The organism is Eubacterium sp. AB3007 (genome assembly GCF_000688015.1).
Classification (GTDB): Bacteria; Bacillota; Clostridia; order Peptostreptococcales; family Anaerovoracaceae; genus Aminicella.
In genome coordinates this window covers 2133581-2159338 of record NZ_JIAD01000001.1, presented here as the reverse complement: position 1 = coordinate 2159338, position 25758 = coordinate 2133581, and the positions used below count along the sequence as shown (strand labels likewise).

The following is a 25758-nucleotide window of genomic DNA, read 5'->3' as shown; positions in this document are numbered from 1 at the left end:
TCCAAATAGAATGTACGGGGTTTTCTTTGTTAATTCACTATTTCAAAAGACAAGGCATATCGAAAGAACGTCATTTTCCTCAGATCTGCCGTGCCCATCGGTAGCGATCCTATTATGCGAACCAACCCAAGCCAAAGAAGTTACTGATCTGTCCCAGCAGCACCAGGAACATCATGACCGGAGCGATGAACTTCATGCAGAAGCTCCAGAATGGTTTCATGGTGAACTTGTGGCCGGCCTGCTCTACCTCGTCGTCCAGGTAATCCGGCATGATCCATCCAAAGATGATGGCGGTAAGGAAGGCACCCAGAGGCATCATCAGACCTTCCGATACCAGATCGAAGGAGTCAAGCCATGTGCTCTGTCCCAGGATCTGCGGGAAACCGTTGGCGCCCAGACCGTCGCAGGCAACGATGGTAGCCTCCGCGAGGGACAGGATGCCCAGAATCACGTAGACACGCAGTCTGCTCGGGTGCTTGCCCCTGTCAATCTGCCAGTCGATGAGTGTGGAACCACAGGCCTCGTACACGGAAATACAGGAGGTCCATGCCGCGATGAACACGAGCAGATAGAACAGCATACCGAAGAGTGGTCCGATGCCTCCCATGGCCTGGAACACGGTCTGCAAGGTGATGAAGATCAATCCAGGGCCGCCGCTTGGGTCAAGGCCAGAGGCGAAGACTGCCGGCATGATGGCCATACCTGCCATAACCGCCACGATGGTATCCGCAAGCGGTACGATGATAGAGTTCTGCTGGATATTCTCATCCTTCTTCAGGTAGGATCCATAGGTGATCATGATACCCATGGCCAGGGACAGGGAGAAGAACAACTGCCCACCGGCAGAAGCGAGTACGCTGATCCATCCCCAACCTTCGAATACGGAGAAATCAGGCTTGAACATGAATGCGAGTCCTGCACCCGCCCCAGGCATGGTGCAGGCGCGGATGATGACGATCACCAGCATGACAAACAGTGCAGGCATCACGATAGTGGATACCTTCTCGATACCAGAACTGACACCCTTGATGACCACGATCAGGCAGAGCAATGCAAAGATGATCGTATAGATCCAGCTCTGTCCCATGCTGGCGGTGAATGTGCCAAAATATACATCGCTGGCCGCATCCCCGATGCCAAAACCGGCGCCGATCAGGTCACCAAAGTTGGCCACGATGTACTTGATGCAGTAGCCTCCGAGCACAGTGTAGAAGGCCAGAATGAAGAACGGCGACAACCAGCCAAGCCAGCCGATGAACCGGTACTTCTTGCCCAGTGCCCCCCAGGCTTCGATGACGCCCTTTCCGGTCTTACGTCCCAACGAAAGCTCTGTCAACGTCATCGCAACACCAACGGTGATAAACAGTAACAAATAGATCAACAGAAAAGCGAACCCTCCGTGGCTTCCCATCTTATACGGGAACCCCCACAGATTGCCCAGCCCTACTGCCGACCCGATGGTTGCCATCAGGAATCCAAATTGCGATTCCCACTGGCCTTTTTCGTTAACTTTTTCCATAATAAAACCTCTCCATAATATATTTTATAAACACAGAATAAAACTATTATAAGAGGTTATGACTGCTTTGTCAATCATCTATATTCTTATTCAAATTTCTTGTAAGTCTACACAAAAACACTGCTCGCCAGAAACTGTTTTCCTCGTAGTTCCTGACATTCTGCAGCCTGGTATATCCGACCCTATGCCGGGGCACAAAGCCCTTTGCCTCGCTTCGACTGACATCCGTACGGGTCGGACAGTACCTGCGCCCACATCGCTGATGCGGGCGCAGGTCGTAGTCCTCAGTATAAAACCGCAACGTTCTTTCCCCTTTCTATACCGCAACCACACTATCATCATACCACTTTATAACGCAGGTTGCAATATATTTAGCAATACATATAGCAATACAAACATCTCGCTGTATTATTTTTCAAAATGCAGTATAATATGAATGATGGAAGGGAGTTAATTTGTCATGCCATTCATTCTCAAAAAGAAAAACGAGACCGAAAACAAGACAATCCGATTTCCTAAACCACTGATCGAACAGATCAATGCGGTGGCGGGTTCTGATACGTCATTCTCCAGTTTTGTGCTGCAGGCCTGCGAATATGCGCTGGCGCACATGGACGATGACGCAGTGACAACGCCTTTGCCTGATCTGACGATCCCCACCGACAAGAAGACCAGATGATGAGCAACCCTAACAAGTACAAGGAGCCGCATATGGAATTGCATGCTATCTGGCATACATTTCCATATGCGGCTCCTCGCTCATTCTCTTATTTTATTTGTCAAACCCTTTCGGTTCCATCCCCTCTTCGAACAGCTCCGGCGCTTCCGGGGCTGCCTCGGCCGGTGATTCCTTCGGCATCTCTATCGTCTTGGTCTCCGCAGCCTTTTCGCGCAGCGACAGTTCCTTCGCAAGTTCATCTACCAAAGGCATCGGTTTCGACTGTGCCTTCTTGGGGGCGGTATGTTTGGAAGGTGCCTGTTTTGCAAACACAGAAGGTTTAGCGTGTTTGCCGCCTTGCTTCAAGGGTGTTGGTACGACCGGATCTTCAGGTGCTTTGGACTCTGCAGAGTCCACTGTCTCTGCCGGTTCCGCTGCTTCTGTCGAAGCTTCTTTTGCTGGGGCCGATGGTTCTTCCTCCGCTACAGGCGATTTCACTTCTTCCGTTGTCTTCGGTGCTGCCGGAGGCTCTGGTACTTCCTGCGTTTTTGGCGGTTCCGGCACCTCTGGTGCTAATTGCTTTGTGCCTGCATCGGCTGAAGCGGATTCTGTCTTCTCTACCGGCGGCATAGGAACTTCCTCCTCGTCCTCTAATACCCCCAGAGGAATCTCTACCTTGTGGTAGCGCATCAGCGTTCCGTTCACCTTGCCCATCACCAGAAGATAACTGATCAGGAGCAGGATACAAGAGATTGCCAGCCCGCCAGCCACATAGAAGAAATATTCAAATCCACCTGCCATATCCTCGATGGAATTGATCTGTCCACCGGTGGTATCAGCTGTCGTCAGCAGTGAACGAATTGCGACTACTACCAGGATCGCCAGGAGAACAACGGTCACCACCGCAAAGAACATGTAGTAGATCCAGGCTCTGGTACAGCGGCCCGCATAGCGCTTTTCGTCATTCTGCCGTGCGATCTGCGCACAGCCGTTCATCATCTGTTTGATTTTCAGGATATCCAGCCATCCTGCCAGAAGGATCAATACCATCGCACCGACGATCATGCCCACTGTACCCAGCATGGTGCGGGAGGAATCCTGATCGGTATCGATAAACCATACGGCCACCACTGCAAGGCCCACGGCCACCACCGCAAGCAGGAGACTCCACAGATAGTAGTTTCTGGAGCGGCGGAAGTGAGCCGAGTACTTCCCGACCTGCGAAAGCCCTATAATCACCATCAAGAAAGCCAGGATACTCACCGCACTAAACCCGATGCCGATGTAGTTCAGCATCTCTCCGGAGAACTTTGTGCGGACCGCTCCCATCCCGCTGGCACCTACATTGGAGACGATCTCAAGCAGCATGCCCCAGAACACGGCCCTTAGGCCATTCAGATTGTAACTGTTTTGATCTTTCATTTCCCTATACCCCTTTCACACTAAAACTTATCCGCAAGCGCAGCCGCCCGGGCTACACCGTCCGTGTGCTGGATGGCCCCTAGCTCAAAGCAATCGGTCACCAACACTTCTCCGACATTCTTCCACTTCAGGTACTGGAGCGAGCGCTCGTAAGGGTACACCACCCCGTCGAACACCCTCTGGTGCGGCTCTTCACATGCACTGATCAGGGCCGCCTCCTTCCCCTCTATCTTCACTTCACCAATGATGAAGGACCAGAACTTGTCGATCACCAGCTTGATGGACGCCGGCACACTGTACCAATAGACAGGAAGAACGAACACCACCGCATCCGCGTGGAGGATCGCCTTGGCGATCTTGTTGAAGGTGTCATCACAACAGCAAGCCTCCATGGGGGTTTTGAAGCACCCCTTGCAGTCGTAACATGGCTTGACCGCCTCGAAGGCCGTGTCGATCTTGGTGAGGATGTGCCCCTTGTCTGCAGCCGCATCAATGAACGCCTCCGCCATGGCCTCTGTATTGCCGTGCTTACGTCCGCTGGCCGTCAATACCAGGATTCGTTTTCCCATATCATATCTCCTTTCCGGCCACATGCGCAGCCTGCCTAAACGCGCCAAGGCAAAAACCTTATTCTGTCTTGGCGGAATCTGTCTCGATCACCTTCTGCATCACGGAGTTGGCCACTGGACCTGCTACCACTGAGCCGGTGCCGCCATTTTCCACACAGACGATAAACGCGTAAGGATATCCCTCATTATCGATGAATCCAGTGAACCAGGCGTTGGGTTCCTTCCCCTTGCCTACCTCTGCCGTTCCGGTCTTGGCATAGATGTCCAGTCCCGGATAATTCCACTCTCCGTATTCCTTTTTGACGTTGTTGCGCATCATTTTCTTCAGACGGGCAGCTGTGCTCTCCTCGATCATCTGATCGGTACGCTCCCCCGGTTCCCCGTCGTGGAGGATCTTCGGAACGGTCCCCCTGCCGTCTGTGGCGATGGCACTCATGTACACCAGCATAGAAGCGGGATTCAGCTGATCCTTCCACTGACCGATGCCGGCCCATCCCAGACTCAGCTTGTCCATGGCGGGGAACTCAAAACTCCCCTTGGCGTTGTGGATGCCGTTGATGTCGTAGGAGGTGGTCAACCCCAGCTTATCCACGTAGTCCTCCATGGTGCCTGCTCCGACCTTGTTGGCCAGTTCCGCAAACCCCACGTTGCAGGAGTGGGCCAATGCTGACTTGAAGTTCACATGCCCGTGGGCATAGGTACAGGTGATCCGCTGCCCGCCGTATTTCTTGGAGCCGCTGCAGTCGGTGGACCAGTCATCCAGCCCGCTGTAGTTCTCGATAGCCGCCGCCGAGGTCACCAGTTTGAAGATGGATCCTGGGATCATGGTGGCCGACAGGAACTTGTTCACATACGTCCCTTCCTTGGGGTCCTTGGGCATGTGCTTGGGGTCGAAACTAGGGGCACTCACCATACAGATGATCTCCCCGGTCTTGTAGTTGTAAACACCCACACATCCCTTTCGGCCATCCAGGGCCTCGTAGGCCGTCTCACAGATATCCTTGTCGATGGTCAGTGTCAGCGCCTTCTGCTTGCCGCTCACCCGATAGGTGCCGGTAATCAGGTTGTAGCCCGCCAGGTCGTCCTTGTAGGCATTGATGGCACCGGTAGCTACGTTGCCCGCCGGATCTCCCACCGCATGGGCGGTGGCTTTCCGAACAGTGCTGCCCTTGGCAAAGGAGACCTTGTTCCCCTCGCCGGAGATCAGCATCTCTCCGTTGACATCGTAGATCGTTCCAGCCACCTGTGTGCCGTTGCTGTACAGATGAGTGTTATAGGGCTGCGTCACCCAGTCGTCCCCTTGCGTGATGTAGCGATACATGAATAGACAAAGCCCTGCTACCAGCGCTGCCGCCAGGAGCAGAAAGAGAATGGCCCGTCGTTCTAATTTCTTCACAGGCCCTCACCTCCTCCTGCAACGGCCTTGTCCTTCAGGGACACGGCGATGCTCGCATTCTGCCTGGTATCCGCCGCCTTCAGAAAGGCCAGAAGCCCCCAGGACGCAATCATGGAGGTCCCTCCTGCCGATGTGAAGGGAAATGCCACCCCGGTGAAGGGGAGGATGTCCGTGCTGCCGAACACGTTCAGGATGGTCTGCAGCAGGAACAGAGTCATAGCGGAACAAGCCGCGATGGTATAGTAGGTGGACCGGCCGCTCATGATGGAACGGTAGGCGAAGATAGACAGCGTCACGATGGCCAGTACCGCCATCACGGCCACGATCAGCCCCCACTCCTCTGCCAGAAAGCAGAAGACCATGTCGGTCTCCGAGGCATTGATGAAACGCAGATTGCCCCGCCCGGCGCCCAGACCGATCAATCCGCCGCTGGCGGCATCCGTCAGAGACCTGGTCTGCTGGAACCCGGAATTGTTTATGAAGTCCGGTTCCCAGATATGTCCCCAGGTGTTCAGCCTGTCCACTGCGTAGGAGCGGAACTTCAGCACCAGCAGGGCTGCCACAAAGGCCACGCCGCCGATAGACAGCAGCCTGGCAAAATCCCCGCTGCGCAGGAAGGAGATCACCAGATAGGTGGCAAAGAAGATCGCCGCCGCTCCCAGGTCTCCGATCTTGGCCAGACACAGGAAGCAGAACACCGCAAACGCGCTGAAACGCAGCGAACTCTTGCGGTCGAACAGCTCGTCCATGGTAGCCGCGCCCACCCAGATGAACGCCAGCTTGACGAGCTCCGATGGCTGGAAGGTCATTCCTGCGATACGGACCCAGTTGGTGGATCCGTTGATGGTGGTGCCGAAAATCATATTGATAAGCAGCAGCAGGACCGCTGCAATGTAGACGTATTTCTTGATGGCCCGTGTCCGTTCCAGATCCCGCAGGAAGGTGCACATGAAGAAGAACAGTCCCACGCCGATCACCACGGAGATGAACTGCTTCAGTACTTCCCCCGGAATGCTGGCAGCCATCACCGCAAGACTCAGGGTGGACAGGAAGAACGCGATGATCTCCATCTCAAACGCCCGCCTGTGCATCCCCCACAGTAAGATCACATAGACCCACATGAGCACCGCCATCCCAATGAAAGAGATGGGGATCTGCGCGTTGAAATCCTCCCCAAGCGCATAGTAGAGTTCCCCCAGTGTCAGCATCTGGAAGATGGTCAGCGCCAGCAAGGATGGCCAGGGAGAGGGCAGCACCGTGTCCTCCTGGCGGTAGCGGATGTTATTCTGCCGCTCCTGCAGACTGATGGGAAACAGCGTGCACCGTACCGCGCCAAGCTGAATGGTATCCCCGATCTTGACTCCCATCTCATGACCGGAGGGGACCTTCCGTCCATTGATGTAGGCGCCGTTCTTGGCGCCCAGGTCCATGTAACGCCAGTCTCCGTCATCGTCCCGGGTAAGGATCCCATGATTCCTGGAGACGGAGAGGTCGTTGATCTGGATGTCGCAGCTCTTGGCTCTGCCGATGTTGTTCTCCCAGTGCGTCAGAGGCAGGTTCTCGTACTCGCCAACGTGCAGGTACGCCCACACCTCGGAGGGATTCCGGCTCTTCAGAAGCGACATGATCATCTTCAGAAGAATAAACAGGGCAAGGAAAATAAAGATCCACCGGGCGAACGCCGTGTAGATGTGTCCCGCATCACTGGTTGCCTCGAACACGTTGCCAACGCTCTCCGGGATCACCGAAAAGAAATTCCCTATCCCCTCTATGATTCCGTTAATAATATCCATAATCTGATTATACCACAAAACCACCGTCTATGCCAATCACCTGTCCGGTGACAAAGGACGCGCGGTCAGAGCCCAGAAATTCGATGAGTTCGGCCACCTCCTCTGGTCTGCCGATTCGGCCCAGCGGCGTCTCCTCAGCCAGTACAGACAGGTCCTCCGCAGACAAAGCTTTGTTCATATCGGTGTCGATGACTCCCGGCGCAACACAATTGACCCGGATCCCGGAAGGCCCCAACTCCCTGGCCATGCTCTTCCCCAGACCGATGACCGCATGCTTGGTAGCCGCGTAGAGGGCCTCGCAGGATGCCCCTGCCACGCCCCACATAGAACTGACGATCACGATGCTGCCGGATTTCCGAGAGATCATCCCGGGCACAAAGACAGTCAGCGTGTTGACCACGCCGTCCAGATTCACTCCCCGCAGCCGGTCCCACTCCGCCTCGGTAGCGTCCTGCAGGAGTCCCGTGAGACTGATCCCGGCATTGGCCACCAGGATATCCACCGGCCCCGTAATTGCAAGAACCCCCGAGACCGAGGTTCTGTCCGAAACATCACAGCGAATCGCTGTGGCGCCGGTCTGCTTACTGGTCTCGAGGGCTTCACGTTCACTGTCTTTGTAAAGGAAGTAGACCCGGTGTCCTTCAGCCGCAAAACGTCTGACCGCTGCGGCGCCGATCCCTCTGGATCCTCCTGTTACAAGAACTGTTTTCATGGTCTTCTTACAGAGTAGCCATGTAGTTCAGAGTTCTTACCAGCTGGCTGACATAACTCATCTCGTTGTCATACCAGGAGTTGACTCTTACCAGGTACTCGTGCTCGCCGGCCTTGATCATGGATGTCTGGGTCGCGTCGAACAGAGAACCATAGCTCATGCCAATCACATCGCTGGAAACGATCTCGTCCTCGGTGTATCCGAAGGAATCGTTGGCTGCGGCTTTCATGACCTCGTTGATGGCCTCCACAGAGATGGTGTCGGTCTCGTCGATGATGGTCGCGTCCAGAATGGTGATGGAACCGGTGGTCACAGGTACTCTCTGCGCGGAACCGGTCATCTTGCCATCCAGCTCTGGAACCACCAGACCGATGGCCTTGGCTGCGCCGGAGCTTGTGGGCACGATGTTGGCCGCACCTGCTCTGGATCTTCTCAGGTTGCCCTTCTTCTGGGGACCGTCCAGGATCATCTGGTCGCCTGTGTAAGCGTGGATAGTGCACATGAATCCGGAAGTGATCGCCTTGTAATCGTTCAGCGCCTTCGCCATCGGAGCCAGGCAGTTGGTGGTGCAGGAAGCACCGGATACGATGGTATCCTCCGGCTTCAGGGTCTCATGATTGGTGCCGAATACGATGGTCGGAACGTCGCTGCCTGCCGGTGCGGAGATCAGGACCTTCTTGGCGCCAGCGTCCAGGTGAGCCTGTGCCTTCGCCTTGGATGTGTAGAAGCCTGTGCACTCCAGCACGATATCGATGTCCAGGTCGCCCCAGGGCAGCTTGGAAGCGTCTGCTTCCTTGTAGATGGTGATGGTCTTGCCGTCTACGGTGATGGAATCCTCACCGCATTCTACGCTATGTCCCTTATATCCGCCCTGTGCGGTATCGTACTTCAGCAGGTATGCCAGCATCTCCGGCGCGGTCAGGTCGTTGATTGCGACGACTTCAAAATCCTCATCCTCAAACACCTGTCTGAACGCCAGTCTTCCGATTCTTCCGAACCCGTTAATTGCTAATCTGATCATTGGTCTATACCTCCTAATTTATACTCATAAAATTTTTACAATATATATCGATAATACCACCCACGGCGTTCATGGTCAAGGTTTTCCGAAAAAACTCACTTAACCGCCCAGGAGAACATGTACGGATCCAGCCCCCAGTATTCCTCCATCTTATACTTGATGTAATCTGCCGACTGAAACTCCGGCATCCCCATGAAATAATGCTTCTTGTCATCGTTCTCTGAAAGGATGTTGGTGGCTGCGTAGACGCAGAAGGCGAAAAACAGTTTGGTCTTCCGGTCCATCTTCCCCGCGGAAGCCGGCAGCTCCTCCAGCATGGCGAACATTTTCTTCATCTTATCCCGGGAAGTGCGGATCTCTGGATCCTTCATCACCGGCGCCAGCGCCGCAAAGCATCCCACCATCGCCTCCGTATCCAGTTGTCCCTGGATCAGCTCGCTGATCACATCGAACATCTGCAGATAGTCTGCCAGTTCGTCGTCCCGGCAGGGAAGGTCGTTCTCCTCAAGCAGCCTTTTCATCTCTCCGAAACGATCGAACACCTCCACATTGCTCCTGTTCTTCTCATCCATATCGCTCTCCGTTATTTCGTTACTTTTACCTTGATCTTCACCTTGGCACCGCCCTTGGCCTTCACAGTGATCTTCGCCTTGCCTGGCCTCTTCGCGGTGATGGTGCCCTTCTTGCTGACCTTCGCTACCTTCTTCTTGGAAGACTTGAACTTCAGTTTCTTCTCCGTGGTGTTGGCCGGAACAAAGCTTACTGGGATCTTGTACTTCTGCCCCACCTTCAGAGTGATCTTCTTGGCGGGTACCTTCAGTTTCTTTGCCTTGATCGTAGGTTTCTGCCCCATGAGCAGCGACCGCAGATTCCCCAGCTCCTTCGCTGCGCTTCCACGGAAGAGGTCGTTCGCCCGGAAAAGGATGAACCCTTCACAGCCAGCTGCCCGAAGCTTCTGCACCTGTTCTCTCAGGTTGGTGCTCTTCCGGCCCCATCCCCTGTCACCTGAAACGCTCTTCCCGGCCTGGTACAGCGCCAGTCCGATGTACATGTCCACGTTCGCCTTGTTGTTTCCCTTCCACAAAGCCAGACGTTGGCTGTACATGGCGGTGTTCCCCTTGGAACCCCACTGGTCGGTCCAGTAGATCTGGGGCGCGATGTAGTCCACATAGCCCTTGTTCGCCATCCAGGTCTTAACGTCGCAGCCGCTTGCCATGCAATTGTCCATGTTCCCCTGAGGGCTGACGCCAAACCTGAGTCCGGCTTTCCTGTGGGTGTTCTGATACACAGATCGGATCATCTTGTTGACATTGGCTAGCATGGTGGCCTTAGACGGTTTCTTGCTGAAATCCTTCTTGGCTTTCGTAACGCTGATGGAGTACTGGGAAGCATTGGTAGGTGTCCGGTACTTTCCTGTGGAATGATAGAAGTAATCATCAAAGTGGATTCCGTCCAGATCGTAGGCCTTCAGTTCATTCACCGCCCGGTTGATTCGGTTGGTGGAATAGCTGCAGGCCGGATCCAGATAAAGGCTCTGCTTGATCCTGTACGGATTCAGCCATGCCTCGATCCGCATTCCGTTCTTCCGGCATTCCTCGATGACGATCCCCAGTGGATCGTAAGCATAGGTGGCCGCCGCCGTTCTGGAGGCAGAGGCCTTGGATGTCAGCGAGTCCGAAGCCTTGAAGGTCCTGGACTTCCAGCTGGCGTCATCAAAAGCCCGCGCATGGAAATACACGGTGTTGATCCCGTATTTCTTCGACTCCTGCAGCAGCCTGCTGATCTTGCTCCGGTAGGTCGCCGCTGAGGCGTCTCGCAGTCCCATGTCTTCAAAATCCACAAAGGACAGCCACAGTCCCCTTACGTCTGTCGCACCATAACTCCTCTCCCCCTGAGGCATGATGGGCAGCATGCAGATAGCCAACAGAATGGCCATCAGTGATATACTGATTCTCTTACACATATCTCTCCCTGTTCCCTTTCTTCTTTCCGAGCGATCCGGAAAGCTTTGTCAGAAATCCTCGCCGGTGAGAAGCTTGTAGGCTTCCTTATATTTGGCGACAGTCTTCTCGATGATCTCCTCCGGCAGGTCATAGTCGCTGTCCGGATTGGCCTTCAGCCAGTCGCGGACGAACTGCTTGTCGTAGGAGGGTTGTCCGTGTCCCGGCTCGTACCCCTCGAGGGGCCAGAACCTGGAACTATCCGGTGTCAGCATCTCATCTCCCAGCACGATGTTTCCATCCTCATCCAGACCAAACTCGAACTTGGTGTCAGCGATGATGATCCCACGCTCTCTGGCGTATTCTGCGCACTTCTTGTAGAGTGCGATGGTGCAGTCCCGGAGCTTGGCCGCATACTCCTCACCCTTTCCGGGGAATTCCTTCTCCAGTACCTCGATGCTCCTCTCATAGGAAATGTTCTCATCATGGTCACCGATCTCTGCCTTGGTGCTAGGCGTGTAGATGGGCTCAGGCAGCTGATCTGACTCCTTCAGCCCTTCCGGCAGCTGAATGCCGCATACGGTACCATCCTTGCAGTAGCTGGCCCAGCCGCTTCCGGTGATGTAACCGCGTACGATGCACTCGATCGGAAGCATGGTGAGTTTGCGGCACATCATGCTCCTGCCGGCAAATTCCTCTGTCTGGAAAAACTCTGGCATATCCGCGGTATCCACTGAGATCATATGGTTAGGCACGATGTCTCTAGTGAAGTCAAACCAGAATCTGGACATCTGTGTCAGGATCGCCCCCTTCTCGGTGACCTTGTTCTTCAGGATCACATCAAAAGCGGAGATCCGGTCGGTTGCCACCATGATCAGGCTGTCTCCGTTATCGTATATCTCTCTGACCTTACCTTCCTTGACCGGTGAAAATGTTTTCATCTGTCGGTACCTCTCTTTCGCTTTCTGCTTTAATTAATGCTTCAGAACATTATATCACAAATGCATTAATAAATATTGAATTTTGCCCTGTTTTTTTGTAAAATATTTCAGAGAGTATTTGGGAGGGAGTATTAACTATGTCATTACAATTGTTTCTCGCGATCTATGTGATCGTCAATCTATATGCTATCAGCCAGGTCAACCACTGGGTCAAGCGGATCACCCGCCGTCTCCCGGTGCGCGTGGTCCTGGATCTGATCTTTGTCGTGTTGGCTTTGATTCCGGCCATTGCGGCCTGGTCTCCGGATGACCCGCTGCAGCCGACGCTGGAGTCCATAGGGGACAAGTGGATAGGGTTCCTGCTCTATCTGACACTGGCATTCCTGATCTTCCACCTGTTCCGCATCGTGGTTTTCCTGTTCGGCGGACGAGGGGAATCCAAGGATCCCACGACACACAAGCCCCATGCGCCCTGGTCGAGCACCCTGGTGATCGGGCTTTGTGTCCTGATCTCGCTGACGCTGAACGTGTACGGGAATGTCCATGCCCACGACGTCCATGTGAAGGAATACAACATCGCGCTTGAGAAGAAGACAGTCACCTCCGGAGAACTGAAGATCGCCCTGATCGGCGACCTGCACTTCGGAAGCAACAGTCATCTGGATCAGATCGACTCCATGGTATCGAAGATCAACGATGCGGATCCTGATGTGGTCCTGATAGCCGGCGACATCTTCAACGGCTCTTACGACAGTCTGAAGGAACCACAGAAATATATTCGCACGCTGAACAAGCTGAAGAGCAGGCAGGGCGTCTATGCTGTCTACGGTGATTATGATGTGAAGGAACGGCTTATGGCCGGCTTCCCTGTCACCCCGGATTCCGCCGCCGTGCGTGATCCCAGGATGACCTCGTTTATGGAGGATGCAGGATTCACCATCCTGGAAGATCAGACGGTCTATGTTAACGGCGTGCAGATCGTAGGCCGGCTGGACAGCAAGCACCCCGGCGGCACCAAGTCCCAGGGAGTCGGCCGCCTGATCCAGCCGCTGGACACCAAGATGCCCGTCGTCGTTCTGCAACACGAGCCTAAGGGGCTGGAGTCTCTGGCCAACGGCGGCGCGGACCTGACGCTCTGCGCCGGCACCCACAACGGGCAGATCATGCCACTGAACTGGATCTGGCATTTTGTCACAGAGAATTCCTACGGACTGAAGCGTCTCCACGGCGCCTACTCACTGACCACCTGCGGCATCGGATACACCGGACCGCCCATTCGAGTGGGAACCCACAGCGAGGTCTCCATCATCAATCTGAGTTATTGAGCACAAAGCCTTAACCGCTGCAATTCCTGCAGCGGTTTTTTTAGGCGGAAGACACTTATGCGGTTCATGTGGGATGTCCTACTGCGGTGGCCTAAAACCCGAATGGCGTCTTTTACATCCCCAATGCATACCGAAGAGGAACAATGGAAACGGTTTTCATGTTAAACCCGGTTTTTTGGTATCCCGGCCCAGAATCTGTAGCTCATTGGGAATAGAACTTCTGCGAGAAACCTTTCTGGATACGAAAAACAGGGATTATGGAGTTTCTGGTATCCATAGATCCGTAGGAAATCCAATGGGTAACAGAAACAGTAAAAAATCGGATTTCGGAAACTGATCAACACCGGCCAACAACTTACCGGCCTGGCATCACCGAAAAAGAGGCTGTCTCATTGAGACAGCCTCTCTTCCATATTCCGTGCTTACAGCGCCGCTGCGAAATCTCTGATCTCAGCCAGCTTGGCCTCGGATTTGTTCTCCTCGCCGTTGGCGGTGAAGACGCCCACGTTCTCGATCTCGGTATAGGCACAGTATCCATCCATCTGCGCCTTGGCGCTCTCGTATACACCCGGGGAACCGGAGCTGAGCAGCAGGGCAAGTTTGGTTGCCTTTGGCGGCTTGCCGATGCAGTACTGCCGCTGGAAGGCCGCCTCGATCTGGGCGGTCATGGTGAAATAGTAGATCGGGGAAGCAACCACCAGCATGTCGCAATCCGCCAGTGCCGGAAGAACTTTCTCCATGTCATCCTTCTGGATGCATTTGCCTTCGCCCTTGGTATGGCAGTACTCGCACCCCTTGCAGCCGCCGATGTTCATCCTGCCGACGTGCAGGACCTCCACCTCATGACCTGCCGACTGTGCACCTTCACAGAATGCATCAACCATGGCAGTAGTGTTCTCTTTCCTTGGACTTCCATTCAAAATCGTAATTTTCATCTTGATGCCTCCTTTTGGAATATGCTACTTGATCTCCATTTCCGGATGATCCTTCGTGATCACAGTGCTGGCATATACGGTAGCCCCCAGGTATTCCTGGCTCTTCTTCTCGATGATCTCCATGATCGCCAGCAGGTCGTCATGCCGGGAAGGATCAACGCTCTCGATGATCATAAACGCGTTGGTGGTCTCCTCCGTCAGCATGGTGCGCTGACCGTCACGCCAGTTCCAGCAACGGCACACAGCGCCCTGGTCGTCCAGATAGCAGAGCTCGCCCGGCAGCGTCGGGTTGTTCTCCTCATCTCCAAGCGCCAGGAACTCGTCACCGCCCTCTTCGCTGATGGTCAACCGCAGGTCTCCCACAAAGCTGTCCAGGTTCTCGCCGCCAACAGGAAGCGCATAGGTCAGGGACGCTGCATTGTAGATATCTACCAGCGGGTTGATACTTCCCACGTAATTCCCCTTGTCCACTCTGGCCAGAAGTGCCTCGATAGACGCACGGTTGCTCTTCTTTCTCTTGAACTTCTTGAACGCATCTCTCCAGACACCGACTACCGGGTTCTTGGACAGCGGGCTCTCCGGGATCCATTTGATTGCTGCTTCGTTGGCAGCTGCCAGCTCATCCTTGATGCTCTCGTGGGCCGCATAGACGGCCTCTGTGTTGTCGATTCCGTTCAGCACCACAACACCGATCTCCGCATCCGGAAACAGTTCCCAGAACGACTTGTCTGCAATAAATTTAGCCATTTGATACCTCCGTATTTCCTTATCGATTTATCTACTCCGTCACCAGCCTAAGCCCCACGACGCCCACTATGATCAGCGCCAGACAGATCGCCTGAGGGACGGTGATCATCTCCTTGAACAGGAAGATGCCCAGCACCGTAGTCCCCACGGTGCCCACGCCAGTCCAGATAGCGTAACTCATGCCCAGTGGCAGCTGTTTCACCGCTATGGACAGGAAGAACACACTGAGAACACTGCCGACCAACACCCAGATGGTGGGCAGGATCCTGGTGAATCCATCAGAATACTTCATCGCGATAGCCCAGCTGACCTCGAACGCACTGGCCACCGCCAGGATGATCCATTTCATATTGACTCCTCTCTTGACAGAAAACGCCGGCTTCCCATATCTTCTAAGGCCTAACGATATGGGATCCCGGCGTCCTTGAAACTCTACCCGGCGGCAGAGAATAAGTCCTTGACTTATTGACTTCGAGAGAAGTCTATCACGAGACGCCTGAATTGTCAATTATTTCTTCCTGTGCTTCTCCTTCCAGGCCTTGATATTCTCGTATCTTTCCTTGTATTTCGCCTCCAGCCCCTGGGTGGTGGGATGGTAATACTCTTTCCCCCGAAGCGAATCCGGCATACACTCCAGAGTGGTGACTTTGTCCTCATAGTCGTGGGCGTACATGTACCCCTTCCCGTAGTCCAATTCCTTCATGAGCCCGGTTGGAGCGTTGCGGATCTGGAGAGGTACCGGCTCCGCCAGACTCTTCAGGGCATCGGCCTGGGCTTCCAGATATGCCATCTCCATGGCGTTGGACTTGGGCGCCAGACTGCAGTAGACCACTGCGTGGGTCAGGTGCACCGAACACTCCGGCATGCCGATCAGGTGACAGGCCTGAAACGCCGCCACGCACACATCAAGGGCCCGGGAGTCTGCCATGCCCACATCCTCGCTGGCGAACCGGGTGACCCGCCGCATGATGTACATGGGGTCCTCTCCTGCCTCCAACATTCTGGCCAGCCAGTAGACTGCTGCGTCCGGATCTGAGTTGCGCATAGACTTGTGGAGGGCGGAGATCAGGTTGTAATGCTCTTCCCCGTTCTTATCGTATAACAGGGATTTCCGTGAGGTACACTGCTCCACCGTCTCCGCGGTGACGGTGGTCACCCCGTCCTTCTCCTCGCCGTTCAGCACAAGCATCTCCAGGGTAGACAAAGCACTGCGTGCATCACCGTTGGAGAACCCCGCCACCGCCTCCAGGTACTCCCGATCGATCCGGATCTTCTGGCCACCAAAGCCTCTTGGATCTGCCAGCGCCCTCTCCAGAAGCCCTACGATGTCCTCCCTGGTGAGCTGCTGCAGAACGAACACCTTGCAACGGGACAGGAGCGCCCCATTCACCTCAAAAGAAGGGTTCTCCGTGGTCGCCCCGATCAGGGTGATGCTTCCCTTCTCCACGAAGGGAAGGAATGCGTCCTGCTGCGCCTTGTTGAACCGGTGGATCTCATCCACGAACACGATGGTCTTCTCGCCGTAGAAGCGGTTGTCCTCCGCCTGTTTCATAATATTGCGGATGTCCTTGATGCCGGAAGTCACCGCACTGAACTCAATGAACGAGGACTCTGTCCGGTTCGCGATGATCTTGGCCAGCGTGGTCTTCCCCACCCCCGGCGGCCCCCAGAAGATCATGGAGCCAATCTGGTCGTTCTCAATGAGACGCCGCAGGATCTTCCCCTGCCCCAGAAGGTGCTTCTGCCCCACGAACTCATCCAGATCCGTCGGCCGGAGCCTGTCCGCCAGCGGCTGGTTTACATTGTTACTGAAAAATGTCTGCTGTTCCATATATCCTACTCCATGCTATGATTATAGCATATTTCGTACCTTCCCGAAAGGCGCTATCCTATCCCCAGCATCCCCCGTATCCAGATCTCGAGGCCAATGCCGATCAGCACGATGCCCCCCAGAAGGTTGGCTTTGTCCTGCAGGCGTTCACCGAACTGACGGCCAAACCGCAGTCCACCGGCACAGATAACATACGTCACGGCGGCGATGAGAAGTGCGCAGCACAGGGCACGAGCCGCGCTGTAGCCGACAATGGCAAACCCAACGGAAAGCGCGTCGATGGAGGTAGCGATCCCCTGCAGCAACAGAGTGTGCTTGCCAAGCCTGGGCACCGCTGCTTCCTCTTCCAGCGCCTCCCGCCTTTCCTCCGGGGTCAGCCGTGCAGCCCGGACCCCCTCCAGGAGCATCTTCCCTCCTATATACAGCAGGAGCAGCAGCGCGATCCAGGGCACCAGATGTTGGAACGCTCGAAACTCGTCGGTGATGGAACGCACACAAAACCAGCCGATCACAGGCATGAAAAACTGGAAGAATGCGAACGTGCCTGCGATCAGCACCTGCTTTCTTCTTCTCATGTGAGGCTCTCGCAGGCCGTTGACGATGGATACAGAGAAAGCATCCATGGCCAGCCCCACCCCCAGCAAAACAGACTGTATCAGAAATCGTATCATCTCTCACTCCAGCTTAGCACCCGTTTCTTCATGCCCTTGATATCCAATACGCCGTAGGCAAAGCCCTTCCGAACCAGCTCAGGTGGAACGTACTCGTCGTACTTCTCGAACACCGGCACCTCATCCTCGTACACCAGCTCCATGGGATCGAACTCTACTGCTGCCTCTTCCGCCAGAATTCGATAGAACTCCTCCTCGCTCACCTGCATGGTGAACTGCATGTAATACGGCCGGCAGGGACTCAGTCCCTTCAGTCGAAGCCGCGAACCACACCTCAGTTTCAGAAAGCGCTCCAGCGCCAGGAAAGCGTAGCTCCCCAGCCAAGGAAAGAGGGCCCACATCTTACCTCCCAGATGGATCAGCGGGCGGCCATCCATCCCCGCCTTGTGGAAGGTGTCCCTGGCTTCCGCCAGACGGCACACCGCGTGGCGCATCAGATAGGGATAGGAGGCCTTCTCATTCAGCACCTGGTACATCCTTTCCAGGATCCTTGTGTGGATATCGCCGGCCACATCCCCAAAGTAGGCCGGAATATTCCCCTTTACCAGTGTGCAGTAAACCTCGTGACGTTGATGGTCCACCTCTTCCACCACCCAGACACGCCCAGCGATGGCGATCTTATCTCCCGCCGGCGGTGGTTTCACGATGGTTCCCAGCTGCTCCGAGCCGGCGTGCACCGTATACTCCACGTTCTCCTGGAACACTGCGTAGAACTTGTAATTGTTCACGATCCTCTCCCCGGTGATACCGGTGATCAGACCGCCTCCTTCTGTGCGGTCGATGTGATCGATCGCAAGCAGATGCCGCAGTAGGATCCGGTAATCCTCTTGGGTGATCCGATGGAAGACAGCCAATGGGAGCACGCGGGAGGCCAGCTCTGCCGGGGTCATCTCCCCACAGGAAGCCAGGGTGCTCATGGTCTGGTGGTAGAGCAGTGAGAAGGGCAGTTTCTCCGTCCTTGGCGGCTCCACGAACCGTTCTTCTATATACAACTGTACCAGCGCGATCCCCTGGATCAGATACCAGGGGATCATATCTGGGAGCATAGCCCGAGCCTCCGGGTGATCCTCCCGCATAACGAACCACATCTCCGGTGGATCCCCCCTCCTGCCGGTGCGTCCCATGCGCTGCAGAAACCCTGATACCGTAAAGGGAGCATCGATTTGAAAAGCCCTCTCCAACCGACCGATGTCAATGCCAAGCTCCAATGTGGCGGTGGCACAGACACTCATCAGTGAATCATCGTCCTTCATTTCCTCCTCCGCACTCTCCCTATAAGAGGCAGACAGGTTCCCATGGTGGATCAGGAATCGGTCCGGCTCATGCATCGCCTCGCAGTACTGCCGCAGATGCTGGCATACTGACTCGCACTCCTCCCTGGAGTTGGTGAACACCAGGCACTTCTTCCCCCTTGTATGCTCGAAGATAAATCCCATGCCCGGGTCTGCCGCCGCGGGAGCATCGTCGGTAGCTTCCTCTACCTCCAGCGCCCCCTCCGGAGCATTCTTCCCCTCGTCCGCCTGAGGCCCTGTATTAAAGAAATGCTCCATGGACAGACGCCACACTTCCTTGCCTCCGTCAAACGCCGGGATCACCGTGCCTCTGCGACTGCCTGCCGCCAGAAACTCTCCTGCTTTCCGGGGATTTCCTATGGTCGCCGAGAGACCGATCCGGCGAGGATCACACTCCGCCAGCTTACAAAGCCTTTCGATCAGACAGAATGTCTGGCCACCCCTGTCCGCCCGCAGCAAGGAGTGGATCTCATCTACCACGATGAACCGCAGGTCGTGGAACAGGGAGGGAATCTCCATGTGCCTGGTGATCATCAGCGCCTCCAGGGATTCCGGTGTGATCTGCAGGATCCCTGCTGGGTGTTTCATGAGCTTTCGCTTCCGGGATCTGGGTGCGTCCCCGTGCCACCTGGTCACCGGGATTCCCTCCTCCTCGCATAGCTCATTCAGTCGGCCGAACTGGTCGTTGATCAGTGCCTTCAGTGGGGCGATATACAGTACGCCAACAGAAGAGGAGGGATCCTCCTCCAGAAGACTAAGGATGGGAAAGAACGCGGCCTCCGTCTTCCCGGAAGCTGTGGAGGCGGTCAGGAGCACGTTCTCGTCGGTGCCGAAAATCGCCTCTCCGGCGGCATTCTGCACAGCCCGCAGAGATTCCCATCCAGAACGATATATATAGTCCTGTATAAACGGCGCATATCGATCAAACACTTCCATACTCTCTCCTCACAGACCTCAGATGGTAAACTCCGCATAAGCAGCGTCGGCTTTGTCTGAGACAGCCTCTGATCTGGCATAGGTGAACTCGTCCCCCTCCATCAGGGCCTCCAGCGTCAGCGCCGGGTTCTGGTACTGCAGATCCAGAAGCTCAATAAAATCCCGGATCACCTCTCTCGGCGTGATATTCCGATCGGCGCCGATACGCTCGTACTCCAGCTTGATAAACGCCGCCAGCTCACCGGTGGTGATGCGCTGCTCATACTCGTAGAGCCCCGCATGCATCGCCGCCAGTTTCTCGCAGAGCACCAGCATCTCATCAGCATTCAGAGCTTCCAGCCTGATCACCGGAGCCAGAAGATCCCGTGCTCCCGGCCGGGAGAACCGTCCCTCCGACAGACGGGAACGCAGTGCCTCGTAGCTGTAGATCCCCCGGCGCTTATCCTCCAATGCCTGAGGGGTAGAACCCATGATGATCCCCAGATACCGCGCCTTCCCCTGCAGGGTGTCGTTGTACATTGTCAGGATCTTCTCGTAGTTGTACTGACGAGTGATTGAGTTGGGGATCTTGAATATATTCACCAACTCATCGATCATGATCATCATCCCGGCGTATCCAGCCATCCTAAAGAACACCGCAAACAGCTTGAGGTAGTCGTACCAGTCATCATCGGTGATGACGATGTTCACCCCCAGTTCCTCCTTCGCCTCCCTCTTCAGGTGGTACTCGCCGCGGAACCAGCGCCCCACCCTGGACTTGGTCTCCTCATCGCCTTCCACATAGGCGTGGTAATACGCTGTCAGGAGCCGGGCGAACTCATACCCGTGGACCATCTCGCTGACGGAGGTCGTGACCCGCAGGATCTTCTCGTCTACCAGGGGAGTAAGCGCCGGGTCTCCAGGTATCAGGCCGCTCTCACTGGCAGCCTCACTCTGCACACCACTGATCCACCGGTCCAGGATCAGGGACAACGCCCCTCCTTCTGGTTTGGTCTTGGTAGCCAGATTGCCGATCAGTTCCCGGTAGGTAGCCAGTCCCTGTCCTCTGGATCCCTGCAGCCGCCTCTCCGGCGACAGATCCGCATCCGCCACGATGAACCCCCGGTCCATCACATAACCTCGGATCGTTTGTAGCAGAAAACTCTTTCCAGACCCATATCTACCCACGATAAAGCGGAAGGAAGCCCCTCCCTCCGCAATGATGTCCACGTCATGGAGCAGTGCCTGGATCTCGTTCTTCCGACCTACGGTAATGTAGGGAAGCCCGATCCTGGGGACCACCCCTCCCTTCAGGGAGTTGATCACCGTCCGGGCAATTCGGCGCGGGACTCTTCTATTTGGTTCGCTCATTCCATACCTCCTACGAGCCGGGCCACATCCTCCCGGTAATCCTCAACGAGGCGGATGCTCCCGCCCTCACACTCCAGAGCCGTATCCCCGATCTCGTCGAACAAAGCCTCGTTCACGGCGTCCGTAATCACCTCGGGCATCCCATGTTCCGCCGCAATCATGTCCTCCACGGGCCTTCTGGCAAGCAAGGCCCGGAGCACCTGCAGGTGGAGGGGATTCAGGGAGATATCCGGTTCTGCCCCGATCGGGCGCACAAAGCCCTGAGGCAGAGCTGGCTGTGGCATCTCTTCCGGCAGCGCCGGGGTCTCGCTCTCCTCCAGTTCCTCTTCTGTCAGGAGACTGTCCCGTGTTACCGAGGCATCCTGACGGATCTTCTCCAGATCATCGAAATGAATGGTCACCTTGGGTCTTGCAGCCTCGATCTTCTCCTGTCTGTCTTCCTCGATGGCACCCTCGATATAAGGCCAGGTCCAGGCATAATCCAGCTTGGGCGTCAGTGGATGTCCAAACTGCAGGTACTTACGCAGGAGCCTGTCCACCTCTCGGAGGAAGCCCTTCAGTTTCTTTCTGTCATAATACATCAGGGGATATCCGGTCTGGTACCACACGCCGCGCCGGTTAAAGTACTTCCGGCAATCGTTCACGATGCACGGCCTGGGTTCCGGCGCCAGCCTGTCGTAGTACAAAGCATTTCCGAGAGGATACCATCGGTAGGTCTGCGGTTTTCCGAAGTAATAGGCAAACAGATCCTTCTCTTCCTGGGCCGATTGTTCAACAGCGTACCGCCACACTCTGGCGAACAGAGGACGGGCTTCCTCTCCCAGCTTCTTCAGCAAGGAGGACTGCGGCAACTTGGGATCCCCCAGGAAACAAAGTCCCCGAAACACCTCCTCGTCAGAGTGGTCCTCAGGATGCAGCAGTGCCAGCAGCGCCTCGTCATGCTTGCGGCTCTCCTCATCCAGGCATTCCCAGGCCTCCTGAGGGGGCAATCCGTTCACCACAACGACGCCCAGCATCCACTTGCGGAGATTGGCACGCAGCCCCTCGCTTCCTGATCCCATGTTGATGTAGTGCTCCTCGAACTCCCGCATCTTCTGCAGGCTCTCCTCCGGGGAAGCTGTGCCGATCCCATTCACAAGCTCGTACAGGTAAATCATCGCCATGGTGTTGCCTGCTACCCGGTAGTTCCCCTTCCGGATCTCCTTCCGCCAGGTGAAATACCCCCTCAGTTCACGCAACGTCAGATCGTGATAGGCAGGCAGATAGCGAGGCTTCGCCCCGTCAAAGACCACAATGTCCTCGTAGTTCTCCATGAACTTTCCCTGCAGATAAAAGTTCCTGCACTTGCGGGGAAGAGACGCATCCCCGGGCTCATAGAGCCGGCGCATCTGGCGGATCTCCTCCGGGAGGGGGAGCTCGGAGGAAGCCGTGACCCTTGCTCCGGGGGTCGACCTCTGGCTATTCAGTTGTTCCTCGCGCTCCGCGTCAAATGCGGAAAGATCGATCAGACGCATGCCAGCCTCCTGCTACAGCCGAAATAACTATTATTCATGATAGCATATTGAGGAAAAACTGTAAATACGAACGGCCCCAAAAAAGAACTTTTGTTCGCAAAAAAACAGCATCTCTGTATCCAGAAGTGCTGTTATCAGAAGATCTATTCCCAAGAGCCCTGTGTGGTGTGCTTGAGAGATAGAATATCTTTCATTTTCTATCTGGGGCAACCGCCCTTTTAAAGAATAGACAGTTCTGTCTCCTTGTCGAAAAGGTGGATCTCGTCTATCTCCAGAGCCAAGGTGATATCGGCCTCCCCCGGCGTAAGGGCCTTGGTGGCTACCTTGGCGATCATCTTGGCACCGGCGTAGTCGAAGTGCAGGAAGGTCTCCGAGCCCATCATCTCGCTGAGGTTGATGTGAACCTTCAACGTGTTACCGGATGTCTGATAAGAGGCCTCTGCGTGCAGATGTTCCGGACGCACGCCCAGAATCACGTCCTTGCCCACATAGGGCGCCAGCTCGGCTTTGTCCACAGGTACACTGACATCTCCGAACCGGAGAGCGTAGCCTTTCTCCGTCTTCAGGACCTGCGCATTCACAAAGTTCATCTGCGGAGAACCGATGAATCCCGCCACAAAGAGATTCGCCGGCTTATCGTACAGTGTCTGTGGGATATCATACTGCTGAATCAGACCGTCTTTCATGACGCAGATCCTGTCGCCCATGGTCATGGCCTCGGTCTGGTCATGGGTAACATAGACAAAGGTGGTACCCAGCCGCTTGTGCAGCAGAGAGATCTGGCTGCGCATCTCCGTTCTCAGTTTGGCATCCAGATTGGACAGCGGTTCGTCCAGAAGGAACACCTCCGGGTCACGGACCATGGCTCTCCCAAGCGCCACACGCTGACGCTGTCCACCGGACAGTTCCTTCGGTTTCCGATCCAGATAGTCCGTCAGCCCAAGGATATCCGCCGCCCAGCGGACCTTCTTCTCGATCTCCGCCTTGGGGGTCTTCTTCATGGCCAATGCAAAGGCCATGTTCTTATAGACGGTCATATGCGGGTACAGGGCATAACTCTGGAATACCATGGCGATGTCCCTGTTCTTGGGCGGAATCGCGTTCATACGCTTGTCTCCCAGGTAGAGATCGCCTTCAGTGATCGTTTCCAATCCGGCAATCATGCGAAGCGTGGTGGACTTGCCGCAGCCGGAAGGCCCCACCAATACCACGAACTCCTTGTCCTTGATCTCCAGATTCAGATCCGGAATGACCGTCACTCCGTTGTCATATGTTTTCACTACATTTTTAAATGTGATTCCAGCCATGTCACTTCTCCTTGTCTGTTTTATTCTTTGACACCACCCAGTGCTACACCTGCGACGATGTACCTGGACAGTGCGATGTAGACGATGATGATTGGCACGATGGCGATGGTGATCAGCATGTACACCTTCCCCATGTCGAACTTCAGGAAATCCGCACTGCGCAGCGAGGCGATGAGGATCGGCAATGTCCGCTTGCTGTTGTCCTGCAGGATCAGTGCCGGTAGGAAGTAGTTGTTCCAGTTGGTCACAAAGGTGAAGATCGCCTGCACGGCCAGTGCCGGTTTCATGATGGGGATGACGATCCTGTTAAACGTCCCGATCTCACTGCAGCCGTCCATCCTGGCTGCTTCCACCAGGTCCAGCGGAAGGCTGGATTGCATGTAACTGTACATGAAGTAGAAGACAGCCGGTGCCGCCACGGAGGGGATGATCAGCGGATACAGTGTGTTGATCATACCCATTTTGGTGATCAGGTTGATGAAGCCCATAGCCGATACCTGGGTCGGCATGACCAGAATCAGCATGATGAATACGAACGCAGGCCTCTTCAGTTTGAAATCATACGCATAAAGTCCGTAGGCGGTCAGTGCCGAGAAATAGGTGGACAGTGCCGCACAGCAGCCGGACACGATCAGGCTGTTCTTGATGCCGGAAAGTACCGGCAGCTTGGCGTCATTGAGCACATGGCTCAGATTGTCAGCGAAGGAGTGTCCTGGCAGGAAAGAGAATCCGGCCTGAATCTGGTTATGGCTCCTGGTGCAGTTGATCAACAGGATGAAAAAGAAGAACAGGCACAGGAAGGTCAGTACGATCAGAACGAAGTACGCGATTCCGGTTCTCACTCTGGATGTATCCCTGTCCATTATGCCACCTCCTTTCTGGCAGCTCTAGCACGTTTTTTCTTTTTTCTCCTGCTGCTGTCATCCGTGTTCAGCGTAAAATAGACCACCAGACAAAGGATGGCGCTGATGATGAACAGGATCACCGAGATCGCTCCTGCCATTCCGTAGTTCTTGCTGAACAGATGGTTGTTCAGGAACATGATCAGAGTGGTAGCGCTTCTGTTCGGTGTGCCTCTCCCGTTGGTCAAGATCTGCGGCACATCGAACATCTGCAGACCGCCGATCATGGAGGTAATCACCACATAGACCAGGATTGGTCGAATCATGGGCAATGTGATGCGGAAGAATATCTGTCTGGGCGAACATCCATCCAGTTCCGCAGCTTCAAACATCGTTGGACTGATGCCCATGACAGCCGCCATCAGCAATATGGTCGTATTACCAAACCACATCAGGAAATTCATGAGAGCTACCAGCCCTCTGGTTCCGCTGACGGAGGAAAGGAACCGGAATCCGTGATCCAGAATCCCCGCCGACACCAGAAAAGAGTTCACCGGTCCGTTGTCAGAGAACAGGGCGAAGAACAGCATGGAGAACGCCGAGGCCATGATAAGGTTCGGCATGTAGATGACTACCTTAAAGAACTGCGTCCCCCGCAGCCGCATACGCACGTCCGTAAACCAGGCCGCCAGCAACAGTGAGATGATGATCTGGGGTATGAACCCGGCAAGCCACATGATCACCGTGTTCCCCGCATAGCCCAGAAAATCACTGTTAAACAGCATCCGGTAGTTCTCTAGTCCCACCGGATTCGGCCCGATGATCGTCAGCCCGGAGCGGTAGTATTCGAAGAAACTGTAATAGATCGTCTGCACGAGCGGGATGAACTGAAATACAAAGAAAACAATGAAAAATGGCGCTATAAATATGTATCCCCACCGTGCGTAATTGACGTCTTTCTCTTTAGTTGTCTTTTTCTTGTCCATTGGAACCTCCTGCAAGGATGGGTCGCACAAAGCTTTGTTTTAGAAAAGAAG

At 55.1% G+C, this 25758-nt stretch carries 23 protein-coding genes; 2 read left to right on the top strand and 21 right to left on the bottom strand.

The window, feature by feature from the left end:
• Positions 1-112: 112 nt before the first annotated feature.
• On the bottom strand, positions 113-1519 hold the full coding sequence (locus P156_RS0110195; protein WP_027870020.1) for a sodium-dependent transporter: 1407 nt from the start codon (positions 1517-1519) through the stop codon (positions 113-115).
• Positions 1520-1979: 460 nt separating this feature from the next.
• Here P156_RS0110195 and P156_RS12445 point away from each other — a divergent pair, with 460 nt between their 5' ends.
• On the top strand, positions 1980-2198 hold the full coding sequence (locus tag P156_RS12445; protein WP_034802531.1) for a YlcI/YnfO family protein: 219 nt from the start codon (positions 1980-1982) through the stop codon (positions 2196-2198).
• A 93-nt stretch (positions 2199-2291) separates the two neighbouring features.
• Here P156_RS12445 and P156_RS0110185 read toward each other — a convergent pair whose 3' ends face one another.
• The 9 genes from P156_RS0110185 to P156_RS0110145 all read right to left on the bottom strand — a co-directional run bounded on the left by P156_RS0110185 (position 2292) and on the right by P156_RS0110145 (position 11971).
• Entirely contained in the window at positions 2292-3599 is a 1308-nt protein-coding gene (locus P156_RS0110185; protein ID WP_027870019.1) for a hypothetical protein, read from the bottom strand.
• A gap of 20 nt (positions 3600-3619) precedes the next feature.
• The gene (locus tag P156_RS0110180) at positions 3620-4168 is read right to left on the bottom strand and encodes a flavodoxin family protein (RefSeq protein WP_027870018.1); all 549 of its coding nucleotides are present in this window, start codon (positions 4166-4168) and stop codon (positions 3620-3622) included.
• Positions 4169-4226: 58 nt separating this feature from the next.
• On the bottom strand, positions 4227-5564 hold the full coding sequence (locus P156_RS0110175) for a penicillin-binding transpeptidase domain-containing protein (protein WP_027870017.1): 1338 nt from the start codon (positions 5562-5564) through the stop codon (positions 4227-4229).
• Positions 5561-7357, bottom strand: a complete 1797-nt coding sequence (locus P156_RS0110170; RefSeq protein ID WP_027870016.1) for an FtsW/RodA/SpoVE family cell cycle protein — start codon at positions 7355-7357, stop codon at positions 5561-5563. Before P156_RS0110170 ends, P156_RS0110175 begins: the two co-directional genes overlap by 4 nt.
• A gap of 7 nt (positions 7358-7364) precedes the next feature.
• Positions 7365-8069 carry an SDR family oxidoreductase gene (locus P156_RS0110165; RefSeq protein ID WP_027870015.1) on the bottom strand — a complete coding sequence of 235 codons (705 nt, stop codon included), beginning with the start codon at positions 8067-8069 and terminating at the stop codon, positions 7365-7367.
• A 7-nt stretch (positions 8070-8076) separates the two neighbouring features.
• Complete coding sequence (gene gap, locus P156_RS0110160) at positions 8077-9090, bottom strand: type I glyceraldehyde-3-phosphate dehydrogenase (protein WP_027870014.1); 1014 nt, start codon at positions 9088-9090, stop codon at positions 8077-8079.
• Positions 9091-9185: 95 nt separating this feature from the next.
• A complete protein-coding gene (locus tag P156_RS0110155) occupies positions 9186-9662 on the bottom strand; it encodes a hypothetical protein (RefSeq protein WP_027870013.1) in 477 nt (158 codons plus the stop codon).
• Positions 9663-9673: 11 nt separating this feature from the next.
• Positions 9674-11053, bottom strand: coding sequence for a glycoside hydrolase family 10 protein (locus P156_RS0110150; RefSeq protein ID WP_027870012.1), 1380 nt, complete (start codon positions 11051-11053; stop codon positions 9674-9676).
• A gap of 48 nt (positions 11054-11101) precedes the next feature.
• Positions 11102-11971 (bottom strand): phosphoribosylaminoimidazolesuccinocarboxamide synthase, encoded by an 870-nt coding sequence (locus tag P156_RS0110145; RefSeq protein ID WP_027870011.1) that lies wholly within the window; start codon positions 11969-11971, stop codon positions 11102-11104.
• A 137-nt stretch (positions 11972-12108) separates the two neighbouring features.
• Here P156_RS0110145 and P156_RS0110140 point away from each other — a divergent pair, with 137 nt between their 5' ends.
• A complete protein-coding gene (locus tag P156_RS0110140; protein ID WP_081818546.1) occupies positions 12109-13296 on the top strand; it encodes a metallophosphoesterase in 1188 nt (395 codons plus the stop codon).
• Between the two features lie 422 nt (positions 13297-13718).
• Here the strand turns inward: P156_RS0110140 and P156_RS0110135 are convergent, their stop codons facing one another.
• The 11 genes from P156_RS0110135 to P156_RS0110085 all read right to left on the bottom strand — a co-directional run bounded on the left by P156_RS0110135 (position 13719) and on the right by P156_RS0110085 (position 25707).
• Positions 13719-14231, bottom strand: coding sequence for a flavodoxin family protein (locus tag P156_RS0110135; protein WP_027870009.1), 513 nt, complete (start codon positions 14229-14231; stop codon positions 13719-13721).
• A 24-nt stretch (positions 14232-14255) separates the two neighbouring features.
• On the bottom strand, positions 14256-14978 hold the full coding sequence (locus P156_RS0110130) for a B3/4 domain-containing protein (RefSeq protein WP_027870008.1): 723 nt from the start codon (positions 14976-14978) through the stop codon (positions 14256-14258).
• A 31-nt stretch (positions 14979-15009) separates the two neighbouring features.
• The gene (locus tag P156_RS0110125; protein WP_027870007.1) at positions 15010-15327 is read right to left on the bottom strand and encodes a multidrug efflux SMR transporter; all 318 of its coding nucleotides are present in this window, start codon (positions 15325-15327) and stop codon (positions 15010-15012) included.
• Between the two features lie 159 nt (positions 15328-15486).
• Positions 15487-16809 carry a replication-associated recombination protein A gene (locus tag P156_RS0110120; protein ID WP_027870006.1) on the bottom strand — a complete coding sequence of 441 codons (1323 nt, stop codon included), beginning with the start codon at positions 16807-16809 and terminating at the stop codon, positions 15487-15489.
• Between the two features lie 53 nt (positions 16810-16862).
• Positions 16863-17480: a manganese efflux pump gene (locus P156_RS0110115; protein WP_027870005.1), complete on the bottom strand. Its 618-nt coding sequence runs from the start codon at positions 17478-17480 to the stop codon at positions 16863-16865.
• Positions 17477-19708 carry a DEAD/DEAH box helicase gene (locus tag P156_RS0110110; RefSeq protein ID WP_027870004.1) on the bottom strand — a complete coding sequence of 744 codons (2232 nt, stop codon included), beginning with the start codon at positions 19706-19708 and terminating at the stop codon, positions 17477-17479. The genes P156_RS0110115 and P156_RS0110110 overlap by 4 nt, the downstream gene beginning before the upstream one ends.
• A gap of 18 nt (positions 19709-19726) precedes the next feature.
• Positions 19727-21058 carry an ATP-binding protein gene (locus P156_RS0110105; RefSeq protein WP_027870003.1) on the bottom strand — a complete coding sequence of 444 codons (1332 nt, stop codon included), beginning with the start codon at positions 21056-21058 and terminating at the stop codon, positions 19727-19729.
• Positions 21055-22572: a TerB N-terminal domain-containing protein gene (locus tag P156_RS12440; RefSeq protein ID WP_051600900.1), complete on the bottom strand. Its 1518-nt coding sequence runs from the start codon at positions 22570-22572 to the stop codon at positions 21055-21057. Before P156_RS12440 ends, P156_RS0110105 begins: the two co-directional genes overlap by 4 nt.
• Before the next feature lie 218 nt (positions 22573-22790).
• Positions 22791-23879: an ABC transporter ATP-binding protein gene (locus P156_RS0110095; RefSeq protein WP_027870002.1), complete on the bottom strand. Its 1089-nt coding sequence runs from the start codon at positions 23877-23879 to the stop codon at positions 22791-22793.
• A gap of 20 nt (positions 23880-23899) precedes the next feature.
• Positions 23900-24742, bottom strand: coding sequence for a carbohydrate ABC transporter permease (locus P156_RS0110090; RefSeq protein ID WP_027870001.1), 843 nt, complete (start codon positions 24740-24742; stop codon positions 23900-23902).
• Positions 24742-25707: a carbohydrate ABC transporter permease gene (locus P156_RS0110085; RefSeq protein WP_027870000.1), complete on the bottom strand. Its 966-nt coding sequence runs from the start codon at positions 25705-25707 to the stop codon at positions 24742-24744. The genes P156_RS0110090 and P156_RS0110085 overlap by 1 nt, the downstream gene beginning before the upstream one ends.
• Positions 25708-25758 lie beyond the last annotated feature (51 nt).

Excerpts from the sequence above, each read along its gene's own strand:
- P156_RS12440 (WP_051600900.1), bottom strand. The coding sequence starts at position 22,572 with ATGCGTCTGATCGATCTTTCCGCATTTGACGCGGAGCGCGAGGAACAA.
- P156_RS0110180 (WP_027870018.1), bottom strand. The coding sequence starts at position 4,168 with ATGGGAAAACGAATCCTGGTATTGACGGCCAGCGGACGTAAGCACGGC.
- P156_RS0110085 (WP_027870000.1), bottom strand. The coding sequence starts at position 25,707 with ATGGACAAGAAAAAGACAACTAAAGAGAAAGACGTCAATTACGCACGG.
- P156_RS0110095 (WP_027870002.1), bottom strand. The coding sequence starts at position 23,879 with ATGGCTGGAATCACATTTAAAAATGTAGTGAAAACATATGACAACGGA.
- P156_RS0110145 (WP_027870011.1), bottom strand. The coding sequence starts at position 11,971 with ATGAAAACATTTTCACCGGTCAAGGAAGGTAAGGTCAGAGAGATATAC.
- P156_RS0110120 (WP_027870006.1), bottom strand. The coding sequence starts at position 16,809 with ATGGAACAGCAGACATTTTTCAGTAACAATGTAAACCAGCCGCTGGCG.
- P156_RS0110125 (WP_027870007.1), bottom strand. The coding sequence starts at position 15,327 with ATGAAATGGATCATCCTGGCGGTGGCCAGTGCGTTCGAGGTCAGCTGG.
- P156_RS0110130 (WP_027870008.1), bottom strand. The coding sequence starts at position 14,978 with ATGGCTAAATTTATTGCAGACAAGTCGTTCTGGGAACTGTTTCCGGAT.
- P156_RS0110185 (WP_027870019.1), bottom strand. The coding sequence starts at position 3,599 with ATGAAAGATCAAAACAGTTACAATCTGAATGGCCTAAGGGCCGTGTTC.
- P156_RS0110115 (WP_027870005.1), bottom strand. The coding sequence starts at position 17,480 with ATGATACGATTTCTGATACAGTCTGTTTTGCTGGGGGTGGGGCTGGCC.
- P156_RS12445 (WP_034802531.1), top strand. The coding sequence starts at position 1,980 with ATGCCATTCATTCTCAAAAAGAAAAACGAGACCGAAAACAAGACAATC.
- P156_RS0110195 (WP_027870020.1), bottom strand. The coding sequence starts at position 1,519 with ATGGAAAAAGTTAACGAAAAAGGCCAGTGGGAATCGCAATTTGGATTC.
- P156_RS0110135 (WP_027870009.1), bottom strand. The coding sequence starts at position 14,231 with ATGAAAATTACGATTTTGAATGGAAGTCCAAGGAAAGAGAACACTACT.
- P156_RS0110110 (WP_027870004.1), bottom strand. The coding sequence starts at position 19,708 with ATGGAAGTGTTTGATCGATATGCGCCGTTTATACAGGACTATATATAT.
- gap (WP_027870014.1), bottom strand. The coding sequence starts at position 9,090 with ATGATCAGATTAGCAATTAACGGGTTCGGAAGAATCGGAAGACTGGCG.
- P156_RS0110090 (WP_027870001.1), bottom strand. The coding sequence starts at position 24,742 with ATGGACAGGGATACATCCAGAGTGAGAACCGGAATCGCGTACTTCGTT.
- P156_RS0110140 (WP_081818546.1), top strand. The coding sequence starts at position 12,109 with ATGTCATTACAATTGTTTCTCGCGATCTATGTGATCGTCAATCTATAT.
- P156_RS0110150 (WP_027870012.1), bottom strand. The coding sequence starts at position 11,053 with ATGTGTAAGAGAATCAGTATATCACTGATGGCCATTCTGTTGGCTATC.
- P156_RS0110155 (WP_027870013.1), bottom strand. The coding sequence starts at position 9,662 with ATGGATGAGAAGAACAGGAGCAATGTGGAGGTGTTCGATCGTTTCGGA.
- P156_RS0110170 (WP_027870016.1), bottom strand. The coding sequence starts at position 7,357 with ATGGATATTATTAACGGAATCATAGAGGGGATAGGGAATTTCTTTTCG.
- P156_RS0110165 (WP_027870015.1), bottom strand. The coding sequence starts at position 8,069 with ATGAAAACAGTTCTTGTAACAGGAGGATCCAGAGGGATCGGCGCCGCA.
- P156_RS0110105 (WP_027870003.1), bottom strand. The coding sequence starts at position 21,058 with ATGAGCGAACCAAATAGAAGAGTCCCGCGCCGAATTGCCCGGACGGTG.